We start from the raw sequence: 13,672 nt of genomic DNA, 5'->3' as shown, positions 1-13,672 counted from the left end.
GGCGGCTGGCATGGAGGCTGTGAGATCACGCCTTTCGCGCGCAAGCTGCGTGAACTTGGACATGAAGTCGTTTCTGCAGCTATGCTGGACCGACGTAGCAGACCAAAGTGGATTGTCACAGCCTTCGGAGTCACCCAAGGCAGGCGCGCATCAATGTGGCGCATATCTAGCCCGGATATCTCACACAGTCTTTCGGCGCGAGGCTGGCGGCGGAGATTTGCCGGCGCTTGAGCTGCGGGCAAAGGATGTCGGCCGCTTGGAGCGGACACCGCCGCGCTCAAGGCCGAGTGCGAGGCTGGCGACCGGGCGAAGGATCTGCTGGAAGCGTTCTCAACGACGCCTGCCACGACTGTCGCCGGCGTGGCGGGCAAGCTTGAGGCCGTGTTGCACGAGGGTAAGGCCTGGGGGGAATGCTCCGAGTTCCCCTGGCCGCAAATCCGCTCGGCGCTTAGCGATCTGGTGCGCATCGCCCGGCAGAACATGCCGGAACAGTTCTTTTCACGGCGAGCAGTGTCCTAAGATCCTGAGGCGGCGGGCTGGCTGCTGTTTCCGCGGCTGAAAAATGGAGGCGCGATATTAAGATCCCGTCCAACCCAACTTCCGGCTTCAGCCGAGAACCCCTCAGCTTGCAGTGAAGCGTCTGCCTCACGTCACCCTTCAACCGCCATGGAATTGCCAGCGCAGAGCCCTCTTGCGGCATCTCACCATCGGGCGGTGAGCGATCCCAATCTGTTGGATGCCTTCAACCGCGATGCCGCCGTGCAGAAACGGACCGTGCCTGAAGCTGCAGAGGCAGCGACTGCCCTGTGGGGAAAGACAGCCGCAACCGCAATCGCCTGGTGCGCGGTGTCGGCGTATTGCTACGGGCGGATACGGGAGTACCGGTTCTGGTTTCGGGTATTCGCCTATCTTTGCCGAAGTGGGAGCAGAGTCGGAGAAGGTTCGTCCAGGCTTTTCCCGATAGGGAAATCATGTTCGACGAGGGAACTGCCTGCTTGTCGAGAGAACGCCGGACCGAAGTCAGCCCGTCAAGGCCAGAGCCGCATCGCTGTGGCGCGTGCCGCGCCAGCCTTGACCGGAAGTTTCCGGCACGGCGGACGCTTGGGACGCAGGCAAACTCCGGTACGAGCGGTACCGCTCTACCCCTCGGGGTACATTACTCCGGCAATTCGTCGCCCTTGATCGGCGCCTTCCCTTTGCCGGCCCGTTTCAGGATGTCCAGCGCCTTGGGGATGTCGGCACGGGCGGCGCGTTCCTGAAAGTAACTTTCCGTGCGCAGCGCCGAAAGCTTTTCAGCGACTGCCACGTTAATGAACTGGTTGAGCGGCACGCCTTCGCTCTCCGCCACCTTGCGCGCCTCATCCAGAAGCGAGAGCTGAAGTCGCAGTGCGAAATTGCTTCTTCTCATGTCTTTTTCTCCAATCCTCTCAGCGCCTCACTTGGCGACAGGACCATGATACCGAAGCGCTCGGCCGGCTTGCCGAAGTCGCGTAGGTTGAACGTCACTATAGCATCCGCCCGTCCGTTTACCGCCGCTTCCAGCACCATGTCGTCGTCAGGGTCGCGCACGGCGGGCCGCCAGAGAAAGAGAAGGCGAACCGGCTCGGCGACGGACGCCACGGCATCTAGCAACGCGTTCACATCCTCAGCCGACAGGCCGGAAGCCTCAAGGTGCTCGGGCCTCGTCATGACCGCCTCGTACTCGATCATCACCGGCACCGAAGCAATGAGCGTCAGCCGGCGTTCCAAAGCCGCCACCAACAGTTGGCGCGAGGCACCAGCGTCACTTCGGATCGCCGCCACCATGGTCGCCGTATCGACAAGCAGTCTCATGCAGGCATATTGGATATCGCGTGCGATATTGCAAGAGGACCGAGCTTTTGGTAATTTGGCCCGGCTTCGGGATCCCAAATCGCAGCGCGCAAGTATTTGCACGCCACACTACGGCCGCGCGGCAACTGAACTTGTCTTGCCGATCATCACGCCGCTCAATGCCCTCGATCTATACAGAAGAGCGGGCATGCCATGGTGGACGAGGCCAAACCTGGGAACGACAGCGCAAGTCACGATTACAGGGCTGACATGTCGGCACGAGATATGGTTGAACGAGCCGTCCTGTCGATCGCCCGTTTGTTGGGTCGGCGGGCTGCTCGGGAGCATTTCGAGGAATTGCAGGCGGCCAACGACAACAATGTCCACCTCTTGAGAAAACACCGTCAGAAGGGGAGGGTGGGGCGCGAGGAGAGGGCGTAGGGGCGCCCCGCGCTCCGGTGCTGGCCCGTTCGATGCGGGTAAGGACCGGAGGCCCGCCAAGAAATCAGTCCGGCTATTTGCGAACGATGCCGCGCAATCGACGCTGCGCCGCCGTCTCTTTGATCACGCCAGCAATTTTGCGGACAAATGCGGGGCTGAACGCGCCGATCGGCGTCGTCGTCACCAGATCATAGGCTTCATCGACCGGCACCCGGTTAAATTCGTCCAGGATCAGCCATGACGGATAGTCGAGGCCGCCGCGGCGGCATTCGATTTCGCTGATGGCGAGATGCGGGCGCGACCGGTCGGGTTTTTGCGAAGTCAGCGGAAAGAGAAACAAGGGTGCGGGCGTTGCTAGCGTCCGGACAACGATGCAAACCGGCCTCGCCTTGCGTCCGGATTCCTCGCCGGCGTCTGCTTCCCGCGCCCATAGGTAATAATATCGGAGCAGATCGCCAGCTTTAAGCATCGGGCGTGTCGCCGGAAATTATGGCATCCAGTCCTGTCATGAGTTCATTGTGGACATCATCCGGTGCGTCCTCGATCGTATAGGCGACCGAATGCGGCTGGCCGACGAGCTGGTGGTACTGAGCAGCGGACAGGATGACGAGCTTTTCCTTGCCGCGCTTGGTCAGGGCCACCGGCTCGATCAATGCCGTTTCGAGGATTTCGCCTGACACGCGATTCATGTCGGAGAATGTGAATTGCTTCATCGCCGTACTTCCTTTTAAAGTACCTATAATAGGTAATTCACGTAAGAAAAAGCAAGAATGGTGGCGCCCACGCGCCACCTTTCCTATCAGCATCGACCCGCTCGAAAGAGCGGCATTGTCCGTTCATTGCTGAGTGCGGCGCGGTTGGTCTGGAACGTGTGGCCGTCCCAATCCTTCCATGCCTCCCAGCCTGGGGTCGGAGCAAGAACAGTTCCCAGCGACACGAGGTTGAACGGAGCATGAACGTCATGCGGCGTGGCGTAACCGAGCCGGAAGTCTGAGCGACCGGAAGCTTTCACGCATCTGATGTTCTGTATCCCAGGTATAGATGCCGGTCAGATTGATGTGTTCCCAGCTCAGCGGCGAGACGTGCTTGAGCGGATGATCCGGGATCTCGCGGTGCATTTTGCGCAAGTGGGTGACGGCCCGTTCGATATAGACCGTATTCCAATGCACGATCGCGCTAACGATGAGGTTGAGGCCGGAGGCGCGGAACGCCGCCGTCGCCGCGCCGGTCGCGCCAGCCATCGATCGTATCGGAGCGGCTGACCGCCGTGACGTGCGCTGGCAGCGATGTAGATGAGCCTCAGGACCGATTAACCATAGACACAACTTCTGCTATTGCCGAACAAGCGGATATTCCTCCGGAAGCTCATCATCCATGGCTATCGTTCAGTGCACGGCAGCCGGGGCTATAATACCTGCAGCGCATGGCCGAATCTGCTCGCGTTCGCCCTATTTCACGGCTTTCACTTCCACGCGCCGGTTGAGAGCGCGCCCCGAATCCGTGGCATTGTCAGCGATCGGCTCCATTAGCCCGCGGCCGTCACCACTATAAACGAGGTTGACAAAACAGATGGCTACACCGGGCTCAACGAGGCTATGTTGGGTCCCGCGGGCATGGTGGCTGATCAGGTACGCCATAGCTGCGAGTAAATGCGGCACCGCGGGCTCGGCCCGACCGGTGCAGGCCGATATTCCCAAAAACCTGCGTATGAAGTTACTCGGTCTTTCCACTTCCGCGCTGCTAACCACGATGAATTCCGCGGCCGCCCTGTCGTACTGAGCGCCAGATGACGAACCTTGTCGGCAATCTACCGATTTTCCGATTCTTATTCTATTCGGAGTTCTGGTTGTGATGGCGACGGTCTCCAAAGTCATCACATATTTCCGGCAGAAACAGGGGCGAAAATAACGGAGTGGGCGGCTGCGCATAACGGGCGGCGCGCTATAAACTTGGAGCCAATGTTTAATCACTGGGCTGCCTATGCAGCGTTTGAGGGCAACTGTGAAGCGGCTTTTTATCGCGGTTCTGGTCGCATCTGCGGTTCTTAGTTCTCAGGCTAGGTCCGCAGTCGATCCAATGATCAAGGCCGAACAGAGCGCGCTAATCAGATGTAATTTGGGGTGGGCCGCAAAACTAGCGGTCCAGCCTGGCGCCCCGAGTACCTTAGCAAGAAAAGCGCAGCAATTGTGCGCGGGAGAAGACGCAACGTACGACCGCGTGGTGCGATTGTCCCTTCGTTACAAGGTGATCGCCGACAGATATATGCGCAAAATACATGCCTCTCAATTGAGGTCTAATGCAGCGATGATTGTTAAAGTCCGCGCTCTGATGAAAAAGAGAAGGCCATAACTCCCCTCGGCTGCTATGCGCAGATCGGCTTGCGGATGATAGTCTCAGTGATCGCTGCGGCCTTACTCAATGCTCTCTGAAGTCCTGCAGCGAAGCGTGACGTAAATCCTCTTCGCCGCGCATATGCTTCACGCGGCCGATTAGCCCAGCTTGACGGGTCGTGAACTAGGAGAATCCGCTGACTAATTTCTTTGTCCAGCTTGCAATTGCGAGCCCGCAAGCGACGCCGACACAATCGGCAAACCAGTCGAACATATCCATGTCGCGGCCTATCATTTGCATGCCCTGGAGGATCTCGATCGCGGCGCCGGTAAGAGCAAGAAAAATGGTCAGTCTTGCCCTGTGCTCTGGCCAACCGAGACTGCCGATAGCCGTCAACACGACGAAAGCTGCGGCGTGATTGAGCTTGTCATCATGAGAGGTGAAGCCGAAGCCAAAATTCTGCAAAAGCCACTCCGGTGAGAGTGCGAGCACGAGGACACCGGCCAGTGTGACCAGAAAAGCAGTCCTTGCTGCGATGGGAAAAGATCTTGCACGCAAAAAAATGGGGTCACTCCTTTTCCGACGTTACAGGCCGGTACTTCGAACATAGCCGTCCGCACGTAGCGGCACATCGGAACAGAGTCCACTGCCGCGGGAGGGCTAGGCAAAAGCCATTAGCTGGCCTTCCGCGTTCAATGCGGCAGGATCAGGGCGGGCGCCAACTACCCGAGAGCTGAGCCGGTCATGCTCCAGCATTTTCGGCACGCGCCGTCTGCACCATTTGCGAAGTTCGTCGCGGGAGCCCGAGAGCTGCTCTCGTTGGCGACCGTGTGGGCATCATCGGCGGAATGAACTCGGGACGGCCGGCGCCGGTACTGCAACTTTACGCACCCAGTCAATACTAGGCACAAAGCTTATATTAGCCAGAGCGAACGGAACGTGATTCTGGAAGGGAAGCCGCGATGCTGCGGACCGCGTCCTTCATCTACGATCGCACAAGATTGTCAACAATCTGTAAAAGTTTTGTTGACAGATAATAGATTTGAGCCCTCACTCACAAAACTCCGCGTATCGGTCGAGTTCTGTCGCAACAATGCGCGGCCTCCAAAGGGGAAAGAACAATGATCAATAGACGTTCAATAATCACATTCGCCGCGCTCGGCACCGTCTCTGCGCTGGCAATCATGGCCGGCGGCACAATCACGGTGCACGCCGCCAACAAGGAACTCAAGATCGGCTTTGTCGGCGTGACGAGTGGCGCGGCCGCTGCGTGGGGCACATCCAACGTCCGCTCGATGCAGACGCGCGCCGCCTGGATCAACGAAACCGGCGGTGTGAAGATTGGTGACGAGACCTATGACATCAAAATCGTCACCTTCGACGATCAGAAGGACCCCAAGCGGGCGATCGCCGGCATGGAGAAGATGGCCCAGGAGGGCATCCACTATGTCGTCGGTCCGAATGTTGACGATGGCGCGGCGGCGGTGCGTCCCGTGGCAGAATCCAAGGGCATCATCTATTTTCCCTACGCATTCCCGAAGGAACTCTACACCCCACCGGCGTCCAACGCTGTGCTCGGCATGATCGCCAACTACCAGTCAGCTCCGGCGATCTACAAATATCTCATGGAAAACAGGGGCGTGAGAAAAGTTGCCTTTGTCGCCGCCAACGAATCCGATCCGCTGAGCCAGCGGGATGGCGGTGTTGCCGCGGCAAAGGCGCTCGGACTTGAGGTTGTGGCTGCCACGGACGTCTACCAAAACGATACCCGCGATTTCACACCGGTACTGACGCCGATCGTTCTGCAAAAACCGGACCTGCTGGTGCTTTCGGGTGTCGCGCCCGGCAATGCGCCGCTGCTGATCCGCGCCGCGCGCGAGCTCGGCTACGAAGGTCTGATCTCCACCGAAACGGCGCAGGATGCCAAGGTGCTGGAAGAGGGCGCGGGTGAGTTGGCCAACGGCTTCATCTCAGTCGGCGGCGCATCGACGCCCGAAATCGCGTCCGACATGATGAAGGAGTTCGTCGACCGCTATACGAAAATGTTCGGTGAATACAATGACGAATCCAACACCAAGGTCTACGCGCTCGAATACATCATCGAGACGCTGAAGGCGAACCCGGCCGCGATCGACAATGTCGAGGAGTTCAAGAAGACGATCGACACTTTCTCGGCGCCCAATCCCTATCTGAAGGGCGATGCCAAGCTGACCTATGTCGGAATGACGTCGTTTGGCCAGAAGCGCCAGCTTTCGGTCCCGATGGTGGTCACGGAATACCGCGACGGCAAGTTCGAGACGCTCTTCGTCGCTCAAGTCGATTGACGCAACTGCACTGAAGCGGATTGCCGCAGAGGCTCGTGCATTCGTCTTGAGCCTCTGAATGGCCGGGGAACCATCCTGATGGAACAAGTCATCGCCAACGGGCTCTATCTTGGCGCGCAATACGCCTTGATCGCGCTCGGTCTGACCCTGATCTTCGCGCTGATGAACGTGCTTAACTTTGCCCATGGGCAGATGTACGTTCTCGGCGGCTTCATCACCTACACCGTCTATGGCCAGCTCGGCATGCCTTTCGTCGTCGCGCTCGTTGCGTCCGGGATCACGCTGCTGGTTATTGGAGCGCTGGTCGAGAAATTCCTTTTCAGAACGGTGATCAAGCGAAGCGTGCGGGAGGAAAGTACGATGCTTCTCGCGGCGGCGGTCGCATTCTTCCTCGACGCCGTGATCCTCCTCCTGTTCGGTGAAAAGCAGCGCGGCGTGCCGAAGATCGTCAACGGCGTCTTCGTCTCCGACAGCCTCATAATGCCTTACGACCGGCTGCTGGTCGGCGCACTCGCCATACTGTTCATCGCCTCCTTCGTGCTTTTCATGCAGTACAGCAAGCCGGGACGCGCCATGCGGGCGCTGGCGCAGGACCGGGTCGCGGCGCAGCTTATGGGCGTCGAGGTCGACCGCTATTCGATGATCGGCTTTGCGCTCGGCGCCATGCTTGCCGGCATAGTCGGCGGGCTGCTGGTCGCCATCACTGGCGTCAATTCGGGCATCGGCGGCCCGATCTCGATCAAGGCGTTCTTGATGGTGATGATCGGCGGGGCCGGCGTGGTCAGCGGAGCGATCGCCGGCGGCTTCATCCTCGGCATGATGGAATCGGTCGGCCTGACGGTGCTACGCCAATATGGCGACGTCACTTATCTCGTCATCTTCGCCGCGCTGATGGTGTTCCTGAGCATCCGCCCGAACGGGCTCATGGGCAAGCCGTGGGGGTGATCGACATGAAGCGTACACGCAACATCCTCGGCGTCGCTGTCTTCCTGCTGGTCGTACTCATCGGCGTGCCCTGGCTGATCGAGGCGACCGGTCGGCTCGACCTCTACTACACGCTGACTTCGGTCGCGCTGCTCAGCATCGCCAGCGCCGGGGTGTGGGTGACTTTCTACATCGGCCGCATCAATATCGGCCAGGGCGCCTTCGCGCTTATGGGCGGCTATGTTTCGGCCATCCTTGTCGTCCAGCATGGTGTGTCGTTCTGGCTGACACTGCCGCTGGCTGGGCTGTTCTGCGCCGCTGCAAGCGTGCTGATCGGGCTGCCCATCCTCAGGCTTCGCGGCGTCTATTTCGCCATGGTCACGCTGGTTTTGACCGAAGTGGCGCGGCTGCTCGCGCTGGCACTGCCGATCACCAACGGAGCCAAGGGCATGGTCAGCATTCCGCTCCCCGGCGGCATCTCGATCTTCGGGCTGAGCATCCTTCCGGATTTCGCGACGCTCGCCAATCCGCGTCCCGCCTTCTATCTCGTCTCGGTTGCGCTGATGGTGCTGTGCTTTGCCGGGCTTTACCGCCTTGTCCATTCGCGCATCGGCAAACTCTGCCAGTCGTTGCAGCAGAACGAGGAACTGGCCTCCTCGATCGGCGTCAACATCGCCTATTTGCGCGTCATCGCCTATGCCATCTCCTCATTCCTCGGCGGTCTCGGCGGTGCGATGTTCGTCGCCATCTCGCAATCGATCTATCCGTCGAGCTTCACCGTCACCGACTCGGTGAACTTCATGCTGAACTGCTTCCTCGGCGGGCTCGGCCACGTCTTCGGGCCGATGATCGGCACCTTCGTGCTCTATTTCGGCTGGGATTTCCTGTTCGAGACCGGCGAGTTCCAGTTGCTGATCTTCTCTTCGGTGCTGATCGCGCTGATGCTGTTCCTTCCCAACGGCCTGCTCAGCCTCAGGCTGTTCGGCAAGAAGCAGGGCTAGGACCATGACTGAGCTTCTCCAGATCAAGGCAGTGACCAAACGCTTCGGCGGGCTGGTCGCGGTCAACAATGTTTCCTTCGCGGTCCGCGAACGCGAGATCCTTTCCGTCATCGGCCCCAACGGCGCCGGCAAGTCGACGCTGTTCAAGCTGATTTCCTCTTTCCTCAATCCGACCTCGGGCGAAGTGCTGTTCCGGGGAGAGCGGATTTCAGGCCTGGCGCCGCATATCGTCGCCCGGAAGGGCGTGGTGCGCACGTTCCAGGAGACGACGATCTTCAAGGGCATGACGGTGCGCGACAATGTCATAATCGCGCATCACCTGCGTTCCAATGCCAGCCTTGCCGGCTTCTATCTCGGCACGAATACCGCACGGCGCGACGAGGATGAATTCGGCCGCTCGGCCGACGAGATCATCGACTTCCTGGGTCTCGGCGCGCAACGGCATGAGATCGCCAGCACGCTGCCGCACGGCCATCTGCGCGCGCTCGGGATTGCCATCGGGCTCGCCACGAACCCGACCGTGCTTCTGCTCGACGAGCCCTTCGCCGGCATGAACCATGACGAAACCGTGCGCGCGGTGGAGATGGTGCGCGGCGTGCGAAAGCGCGGCGTGACGGTCCTGCTGGTCGAGCACGATATGCCCGCCGTCATGAACATTTCCGACCGCATCGTCGTCCTGAACTTCGGTGTGAAAATCGCCGAGGGAACGCCGAAGGAAATCCAGGAGAACGAAAAGGTCATCGAGGCCTATCTCGGCGCCGAAGATGAGACGATCGGATTTTAGCCATGAGCGAACTGCTGAAAGTCTCGGACGTCGAACTCTACTACGACCATGTCTATGCACTGAAGGGTGTGTCGCTGAGCGTCAACGAGGGCGAGACGGTAGCGCTGATCGGCGCGAACGGCGCGGGCAAATCGTCGATCCTGCGCGCCATCACCGGCCTGAAGAAGGTCCGCAGCGGCGAGATTCATTTCCAGGGCCACCGCATCGACGGAACGCGCCCGGACGAGCTGGTCAGGATGGGCATCGCCATGGTACCTGAGGGTCGGCGCGTCTTTTCCTACATGACGGTGCGCGACAATCTGATGATGGGCGCCTTCACCCGCACCGACAAGGCCGAAATCGCAAGGACGCTGGACATGGTGCTCGGGCGCTTCCCGCGCCTGAAGGAACGCTATTCCCAGACGGCGGGTACGATGAGCGGCGGCGAACAGCAGATGCTGGTGATCGGGCGGGCGCTGATGGCCAAACCGAAGCTTCTGCTGCTCGATGAACCCTCGCTCGGCGTCGCGCCGAAGCTCGTTCAGGACATCGCCCGCTCGATCGTCGCGATCAACCGCGACGAAAAGGTCAGCGTGCTGCTGGTCGAGCAGAATTCGCGCATGGCGCTGCGCATCTCGCAGCGTGCCTACGCACTGACGACCGGAAAGATCGCGCTGGCCGGACATTCGGCTGAGCTGCTTGGCGACGACCGGGTCAAGAAACTCTATCTCGGCGGCGAAATATGAAAGCGCAAATGGACGTACTCGTCGTCAATCCCAACACCACCGCGTCCATGACCGAAAAGATCGGCGAGGCGGCGCGCCGCGCGGCTTCGGCCGGCACCAGGATCATCGCCGTCAATCCGAAGGACGGGCCGCCGAGCGTCGAAGGCTATTTCGACGAGGTCTTCGCCATCCCGGGAATGATCGGCGAGATCCAAAAACATCCGGCGGCGAGCGCCTGCGTCATCGCCTGCTTCGACGACACCGGCCTCGACGCAGTACGCTGCGTCGGCGAGATGCCGGTGGTCGGTATCGGCGAAGCGGCGTTTCACATGGCGAGCTTGATTGCCGGCAAGTTCAGCGTGGTGACGACACTGTCGCGTTCGGTGCCGGCGATCGAGCACAATCTGGTGCGGTACGGCCTCGCCAGCCGCTGCGCCAGGGTGCGGGCCAGCGACGTTCCCGTTCTGGAGCTCGAAGTGCCCGGCTCCAACGCCCGCCATCGAATTTCGGAGGAGATCGAGCGCGCCATCCGCGACGACCGGGCCGAAGCGATTGTGCTGGGATGCGCCGGCATGGCCGACCTCGCCGCCGCGCTTAGCCGCGAACATAGGCTTCCCGTGCTCGACGGCGTCGCCTGCGCAGTAAAACTCTGTGAGAGCCTCGTCGGCCTTGGCCTGTCGACCTCAAAGCGCGGCGGCTACCAGGTTCCACTCGAAAAATCCTTCGCCGGAATCTTTGCGTCCTTTTCGCCCTCCGGCCGTGTATCCTGATGCGTGCAAAATTGTTGACATTCCCACACAGGATGTTCGATGTCCGGCCGGAAACGCGGTGTTCGCGCCGCTAAGCGATCCGGCCGCCGGGACAATGAGACGATGGACCTGCTTGGGCCAAAGCCACGGGATGGCGACAAGCCGACGATGCGCTGGTTTCCGGTCTATGCCGGCCTGCGCGACGCCATCGTCAGCCACCGCCTCGCACCGGGCACAAAACTACCCGAGGACGAACTCGCCTCGATCTATTCGGTGAGCCGCGCGGTGATACGCGCGGCGCTGCAGGCGCTGTCGCATGACCGCTTGGCTCGGCTCGAGCCGAACCGCGGCGCGTTCGTCGCCCAGCCGACCAAGCAGGAAGCGCGCGAGGTGTTCGAAGCGCGGGCGCTGATCGAGCCCAAGGTCGCCGCGCTTGCCGCCGAAGTGGCAAAGCCGGCCGAGATCGCGCAACTGCGGCTTCATCTCGAAAAAGAGCACGAGGCCCTGCAGGCCGGCCGCGACAGCGACGCCATCATGCTGTCGGCAAAATTCCATGTCGGCATCGCCGAAATCGCCGGCCATTCTATCCTGACCGGTTTCGTCAAAGACCTGCTGTCGCGGTCGTCGCTGATCATCGCGCTCTACTGGCGCCGCCGCGACACCACCTGCGAAAGCCACGCCCATCACGCCCTCGTCGACGCCATCGAAAAGCACGACGCACAAAACGCGTCCGACCTGATGCAAAGCCACCTCGTCGAACTTCTGTCGGGCCTTGATCTGTCGCTTGGCGAGAAGAAGCCCGAGAGCCTGTCGGACATCTTGCGCTGATCTGCGCTGTCAAACTCTTCGCCAAGCTTCGCATTGCAGATGTCGTCGCGAGCTGGACGAATATCGGATCACCCGCAACCGACACCGGCCACGAAGCTCGCGCGTAAGTGGCTCTCAAAGCTAGGCGGCGTCTTGGCCTCCCGATCCAGTGGTGGCAGGAGGTGGAGTGCCGAGGACTGGAGGGCGCGCGCCGTCATCTGGCGGGGAAGCGGAGCGGCCGTTCAGGCCTCTACTACTATTGTCGGCGCGCCGGGTCTGGCATGGCCGATGATGCGAGCCAAAGGATAGCCGTCCGCGACGATCCTCTGGACGAGCGCCGCTGCGCGGTCGGTTTCGCAAGCAACCAGCAACCCGCCCGAAGTCTGTGGATCCGTGAGAAGATGGCGTCGCCACTCGGGCATGCCGGGAGGTAAGCTTACCGCGTCGCCATAGCTCGCCCAGTTGCGCCGCGATGCGCCGGTAACGTGGCCGTCGACTGCGAGCGAGGCAGCTTCGGAAAACAGCGGCACGTCGTGGCTGCAAATTATCAGCGCGCACCCGGAACCGCGTGCCATCTCGAGGGCATGTCCGAGCAAGCCAAATCCGGTCACGTCGGTGACGGCGTGGACGCTCGCGTCTTGCGCCAGCTCCGATCCGATCCGGTTGAGAAGGGTGGTGGAGGCGATCATTTCGCGATAGCCGCTCTCGGAAAGCGCCTGCTTCTTGATGGCGGCGGAATAGATGCCGACGCCGAGCCCTTTCGTCAGGATCAAGGCGTCACCCGGCTTGGCGTCAGAATTGCGTCGGATATCTCCGGGTCGGCATGTGCCGATGACTGCGAGGCCATAAATCGGCTCCGGCGAGTCGATCGAGTGGCCACCTGCAACCGGGATTCCGGCGTCGGCGCAGACAGCTTCGCCACCTTTCAGGATTTCGCGGACCATGAGCGTCGGGATCTTGTCGAGAGGCATCCCGAGGATCGCCAGCGCCATGATCGGCCGGCCACCCATCGCATAGATATCGGACAGGGCGTTGGTTGCGGCAATCCGGCCGAAATCGTAGGGGTCATCTACCATAGGCATGAAGAAGTCGGTGGTCGCAATGACGCAAATCGCGCCGTCGAGTTGCCAGACTGCCGCATCGTCGCCGGTCTCCGTGCCAACGAGAAGCTGATGATAGGGACTGGCAGCCGCCGGATTAGCGAGAAGCTGCTGCAGCACTGACGGTGCCAGCTTACAGCCGCAACCGCCGCCATGGGCGAGGCTGGTCAGGCGCACAACGGGCGCATCGGCTATTTCGGGCGAGAGGGCGATTGCCATGGTCGTCGAGCCTCCTCTGCTGGCACCCTTTGGTAGGGATCAAGGTCAACCGGAATGGAAAATACGATCGCGCCAACGCACGGCGCGTTTGGAGCACGCTTGCTCTCAGCGGATTTCGTTAAGTTGGGAAAGGCAAGCACCGTATCCGGCGTGCGAGGCATCGCCGTCATTGGGTATCGATCGAAAGGCGCCCCGACCCGCGGGAGCTGTTTCATCACCACGCTTTACTGTACGGTAATGCGTTCGTTTTCGTCAATCGCAGTCGCGGTCACGAAAAGATGACGAGAATATTCAACAATAATACACAATGCCGATTTGCGGGCACAAACCTGTTGCAGGAAGGCGGTTCGGAGGGGCACTTTTGCTGCACCGTACGCACCTGGTTCTTTGGCATTGATTTTATTTGGTCCGAGACTAGTTACTCGGATTAGACCGTTGGTTCGAGTTGCCTTGTGGGGCACCGGCTTCGGGAGGAA

14 protein-coding genes and 1 pseudogene are annotated in these 13,672 nt (G+C 60.6%); 8 read left to right on the top strand and 7 right to left on the bottom strand.

Annotated features, from left to right (window positions below; all coding sequences use genetic code 11):
- Positions 1–666: 666 nt before the first annotated feature.
- Complete coding sequence (locus tag NKH60_RS35120; RefSeq protein WP_502893832.1) at positions 667–1,182, top strand: Y4oE-related protein; 516 nt, start codon at positions 667–669, stop codon at positions 1,180–1,182.
- Here NKH60_RS35120 and NKH60_RS07925 read toward each other — a convergent pair.
- The 6 genes and pseudogenes from NKH60_RS07925 to NKH60_RS07900 form a co-directional block, all read right to left on the bottom strand.
- Complete coding sequence (locus tag NKH60_RS07925; RefSeq protein WP_352453310.1) at positions 1,157–1,408, bottom strand: toxin-antitoxin system HicB family antitoxin; 252 nt, start codon at positions 1,406–1,408, stop codon at positions 1,157–1,159. The genes NKH60_RS35120 and NKH60_RS07925 overlap by 26 nt on opposite strands.
- The gene (locus tag NKH60_RS07920; protein WP_352871738.1) at positions 1,405–1,833 is read right to left on the bottom strand and encodes a putative toxin-antitoxin system toxin component, PIN family; all 429 of its coding nucleotides are present in this window, start codon (positions 1,831–1,833) and stop codon (positions 1,405–1,407) included. Before NKH60_RS07920 ends, NKH60_RS07925 begins: the two co-directional genes overlap by 4 nt.
- Positions 1,834–2,326: 493 nt before the next feature.
- Positions 2,327–2,722, bottom strand: coding sequence for a hypothetical protein (locus NKH60_RS07915; RefSeq protein WP_352871736.1), 396 nt, complete (start codon positions 2,720–2,722; stop codon positions 2,327–2,329).
- The gene (locus NKH60_RS07910; protein ID WP_352474563.1) at positions 2,715–2,966 is read right to left on the bottom strand and encodes a type II toxin-antitoxin system Phd/YefM family antitoxin; all 252 of its coding nucleotides are present in this window, start codon (positions 2,964–2,966) and stop codon (positions 2,715–2,717) included. Before NKH60_RS07910 ends, NKH60_RS07915 begins: the two co-directional genes overlap by 8 nt.
- Before the next feature lie 246 nt (positions 2,967–3,212).
- A pseudogene (locus NKH60_RS07905) lies at positions 3,213–3,464 on the bottom strand (Tn3 family transposase); the annotation flags it as partial.
- A gap of 1,303 nt (positions 3,465–4,767) precedes the next feature.
- Positions 4,768–5,049 carry a VanZ family protein gene (locus tag NKH60_RS07900; protein ID WP_352503771.1) on the bottom strand — a complete coding sequence of 94 codons (282 nt, stop codon included), beginning with the start codon at positions 5,047–5,049 and terminating at the stop codon, positions 4,768–4,770.
- A 656-nt stretch (positions 5,050–5,705) separates the two neighbouring features.
- Here NKH60_RS07900 and NKH60_RS07895 point away from each other — a divergent pair.
- The 7 genes from NKH60_RS07895 to NKH60_RS07865 all read left to right on the top strand — a co-directional run bounded on the left by NKH60_RS07895 (position 5,706) and on the right by NKH60_RS07865 (position 11,898).
- On the top strand, positions 5,706–6,908 hold the full coding sequence (locus tag NKH60_RS07895) for an ABC transporter substrate-binding protein (protein WP_352474565.1): 1,203 nt from the start codon (positions 5,706–5,708) through the stop codon (positions 6,906–6,908).
- A 78-nt stretch (positions 6,909–6,986) separates the two neighbouring features.
- The gene (locus tag NKH60_RS07890) at positions 6,987–7,853 is read left to right on the top strand and encodes a branched-chain amino acid ABC transporter permease (protein ID WP_352452194.1); all 867 of its coding nucleotides are present in this window, start codon (positions 6,987–6,989) and stop codon (positions 7,851–7,853) included.
- Positions 7,854–7,858: 5 nt separating this feature from the next.
- Positions 7,859–8,833, top strand: a complete 975-nt coding sequence (locus NKH60_RS07885) for a branched-chain amino acid ABC transporter permease (protein ID WP_352503770.1) — start codon at positions 7,859–7,861, stop codon at positions 8,831–8,833.
- 4 nt (positions 8,834–8,837) lie between these two features.
- Positions 8,838–9,617 carry an ABC transporter ATP-binding protein gene (locus NKH60_RS07880; RefSeq protein WP_352474568.1) on the top strand — a complete coding sequence of 260 codons (780 nt, stop codon included), beginning with the start codon at positions 8,838–8,840 and terminating at the stop codon, positions 9,615–9,617.
- 2 nt (positions 9,618–9,619) lie between these two features.
- Positions 9,620–10,342, top strand: coding sequence for an ABC transporter ATP-binding protein (locus tag NKH60_RS07875; protein WP_352503769.1), 723 nt, complete (start codon positions 9,620–9,622; stop codon positions 10,340–10,342).
- Between the two features lie 8 nt (positions 10,343–10,350).
- Positions 10,351–11,091 carry an aspartate/glutamate racemase family protein gene (locus NKH60_RS07870; protein ID WP_352618539.1) on the top strand — a complete coding sequence of 247 codons (741 nt, stop codon included), beginning with the start codon at positions 10,351–10,353 and terminating at the stop codon, positions 11,089–11,091.
- 102 nt (positions 11,092–11,193) lie between these two features.
- Positions 11,194–11,898 (top strand): GntR family transcriptional regulator, encoded by a 705-nt coding sequence (locus NKH60_RS07865; RefSeq protein WP_352871895.1) that lies wholly within the window; start codon positions 11,194–11,196, stop codon positions 11,896–11,898.
- A 221-nt stretch (positions 11,899–12,119) separates the two neighbouring features.
- Here the strand turns inward: NKH60_RS07865 and selD are convergent, their stop codons facing one another.
- Complete coding sequence (gene selD, locus NKH60_RS07860) at positions 12,120–13,196, bottom strand: selenide, water dikinase SelD (RefSeq protein ID WP_352871730.1); 1,077 nt, start codon at positions 13,194–13,196, stop codon at positions 12,120–12,122.
- Between the last annotated feature and the right edge of the window lie 476 nt (positions 13,197–13,672).

The organism is Mesorhizobium sp. M1006 (assembly GCF_040318825.1).
In the GTDB taxonomy this organism is placed as follows: Bacteria; Pseudomonadota; Alphaproteobacteria; order Rhizobiales; family Rhizobiaceae; genus Mesorhizobium.
The sequence above is the reverse complement of the archived record's forward strand: the minus strand, read 5'-3'. Positions and strand labels throughout refer to the sequence as shown.

What these genes read in the sequence shown, in the direction of transcription:
- NKH60_RS35120 (WP_502893832.1), top strand. Translation starts at nt 667, where the DNA reads ATGGAATTGCCAGCGCAGAGCCCTCTTGCGGCATCTCACCATCGGGCG.
- NKH60_RS07925 (WP_352453310.1), bottom strand. Translation starts at nt 1,408, where the DNA reads ATGAGAAGAAGCAATTTCGCACTGCGACTTCAGCTCTCGCTTCTGGAT.
- NKH60_RS07920 (WP_352871738.1), bottom strand. Translation starts at nt 1,833, where the DNA reads ATGAGACTGCTTGTCGATACGGCGACCATGGTGGCGGCGATCCGAAGT.
- NKH60_RS07915 (WP_352871736.1), bottom strand. Translation starts at nt 2,722, where the DNA reads ATGCTTAAAGCTGGCGATCTGCTCCGATATTATTACCTATGGGCGCGG.
- NKH60_RS07910 (WP_352474563.1), bottom strand. Translation starts at nt 2,966, where the DNA reads ATGAAGCAATTCACATTCTCCGACATGAATCGCGTGTCAGGCGAAATC.
- NKH60_RS07895 (WP_352474565.1), top strand. Translation starts at nt 5,706, where the DNA reads ATGATCAATAGACGTTCAATAATCACATTCGCCGCGCTCGGCACCGTC.
- NKH60_RS07890 (WP_352452194.1), top strand. Translation starts at nt 6,987, where the DNA reads ATGGAACAAGTCATCGCCAACGGGCTCTATCTTGGCGCGCAATACGCC.
- NKH60_RS07885 (WP_352503770.1), top strand. Translation starts at nt 7,859, where the DNA reads ATGAAGCGTACACGCAACATCCTCGGCGTCGCTGTCTTCCTGCTGGTC.
- NKH60_RS07880 (WP_352474568.1), top strand. Translation starts at nt 8,838, where the DNA reads ATGACTGAGCTTCTCCAGATCAAGGCAGTGACCAAACGCTTCGGCGGG.
- NKH60_RS07875 (WP_352503769.1), top strand. Translation starts at nt 9,620, where the DNA reads ATGAGCGAACTGCTGAAAGTCTCGGACGTCGAACTCTACTACGACCAT.
- NKH60_RS07870 (WP_352618539.1), top strand. Translation starts at nt 10,351, where the DNA reads ATGGACGTACTCGTCGTCAATCCCAACACCACCGCGTCCATGACCGAA.
- NKH60_RS07865 (WP_352871895.1), top strand. Translation starts at nt 11,194, where the DNA reads ATGGACCTGCTTGGGCCAAAGCCACGGGATGGCGACAAGCCGACGATG.
- selD (WP_352871730.1), bottom strand. Translation starts at nt 13,196, where the DNA reads ATGGCAATCGCCCTCTCGCCCGAAATAGCCGATGCGCCCGTTGTGCGC.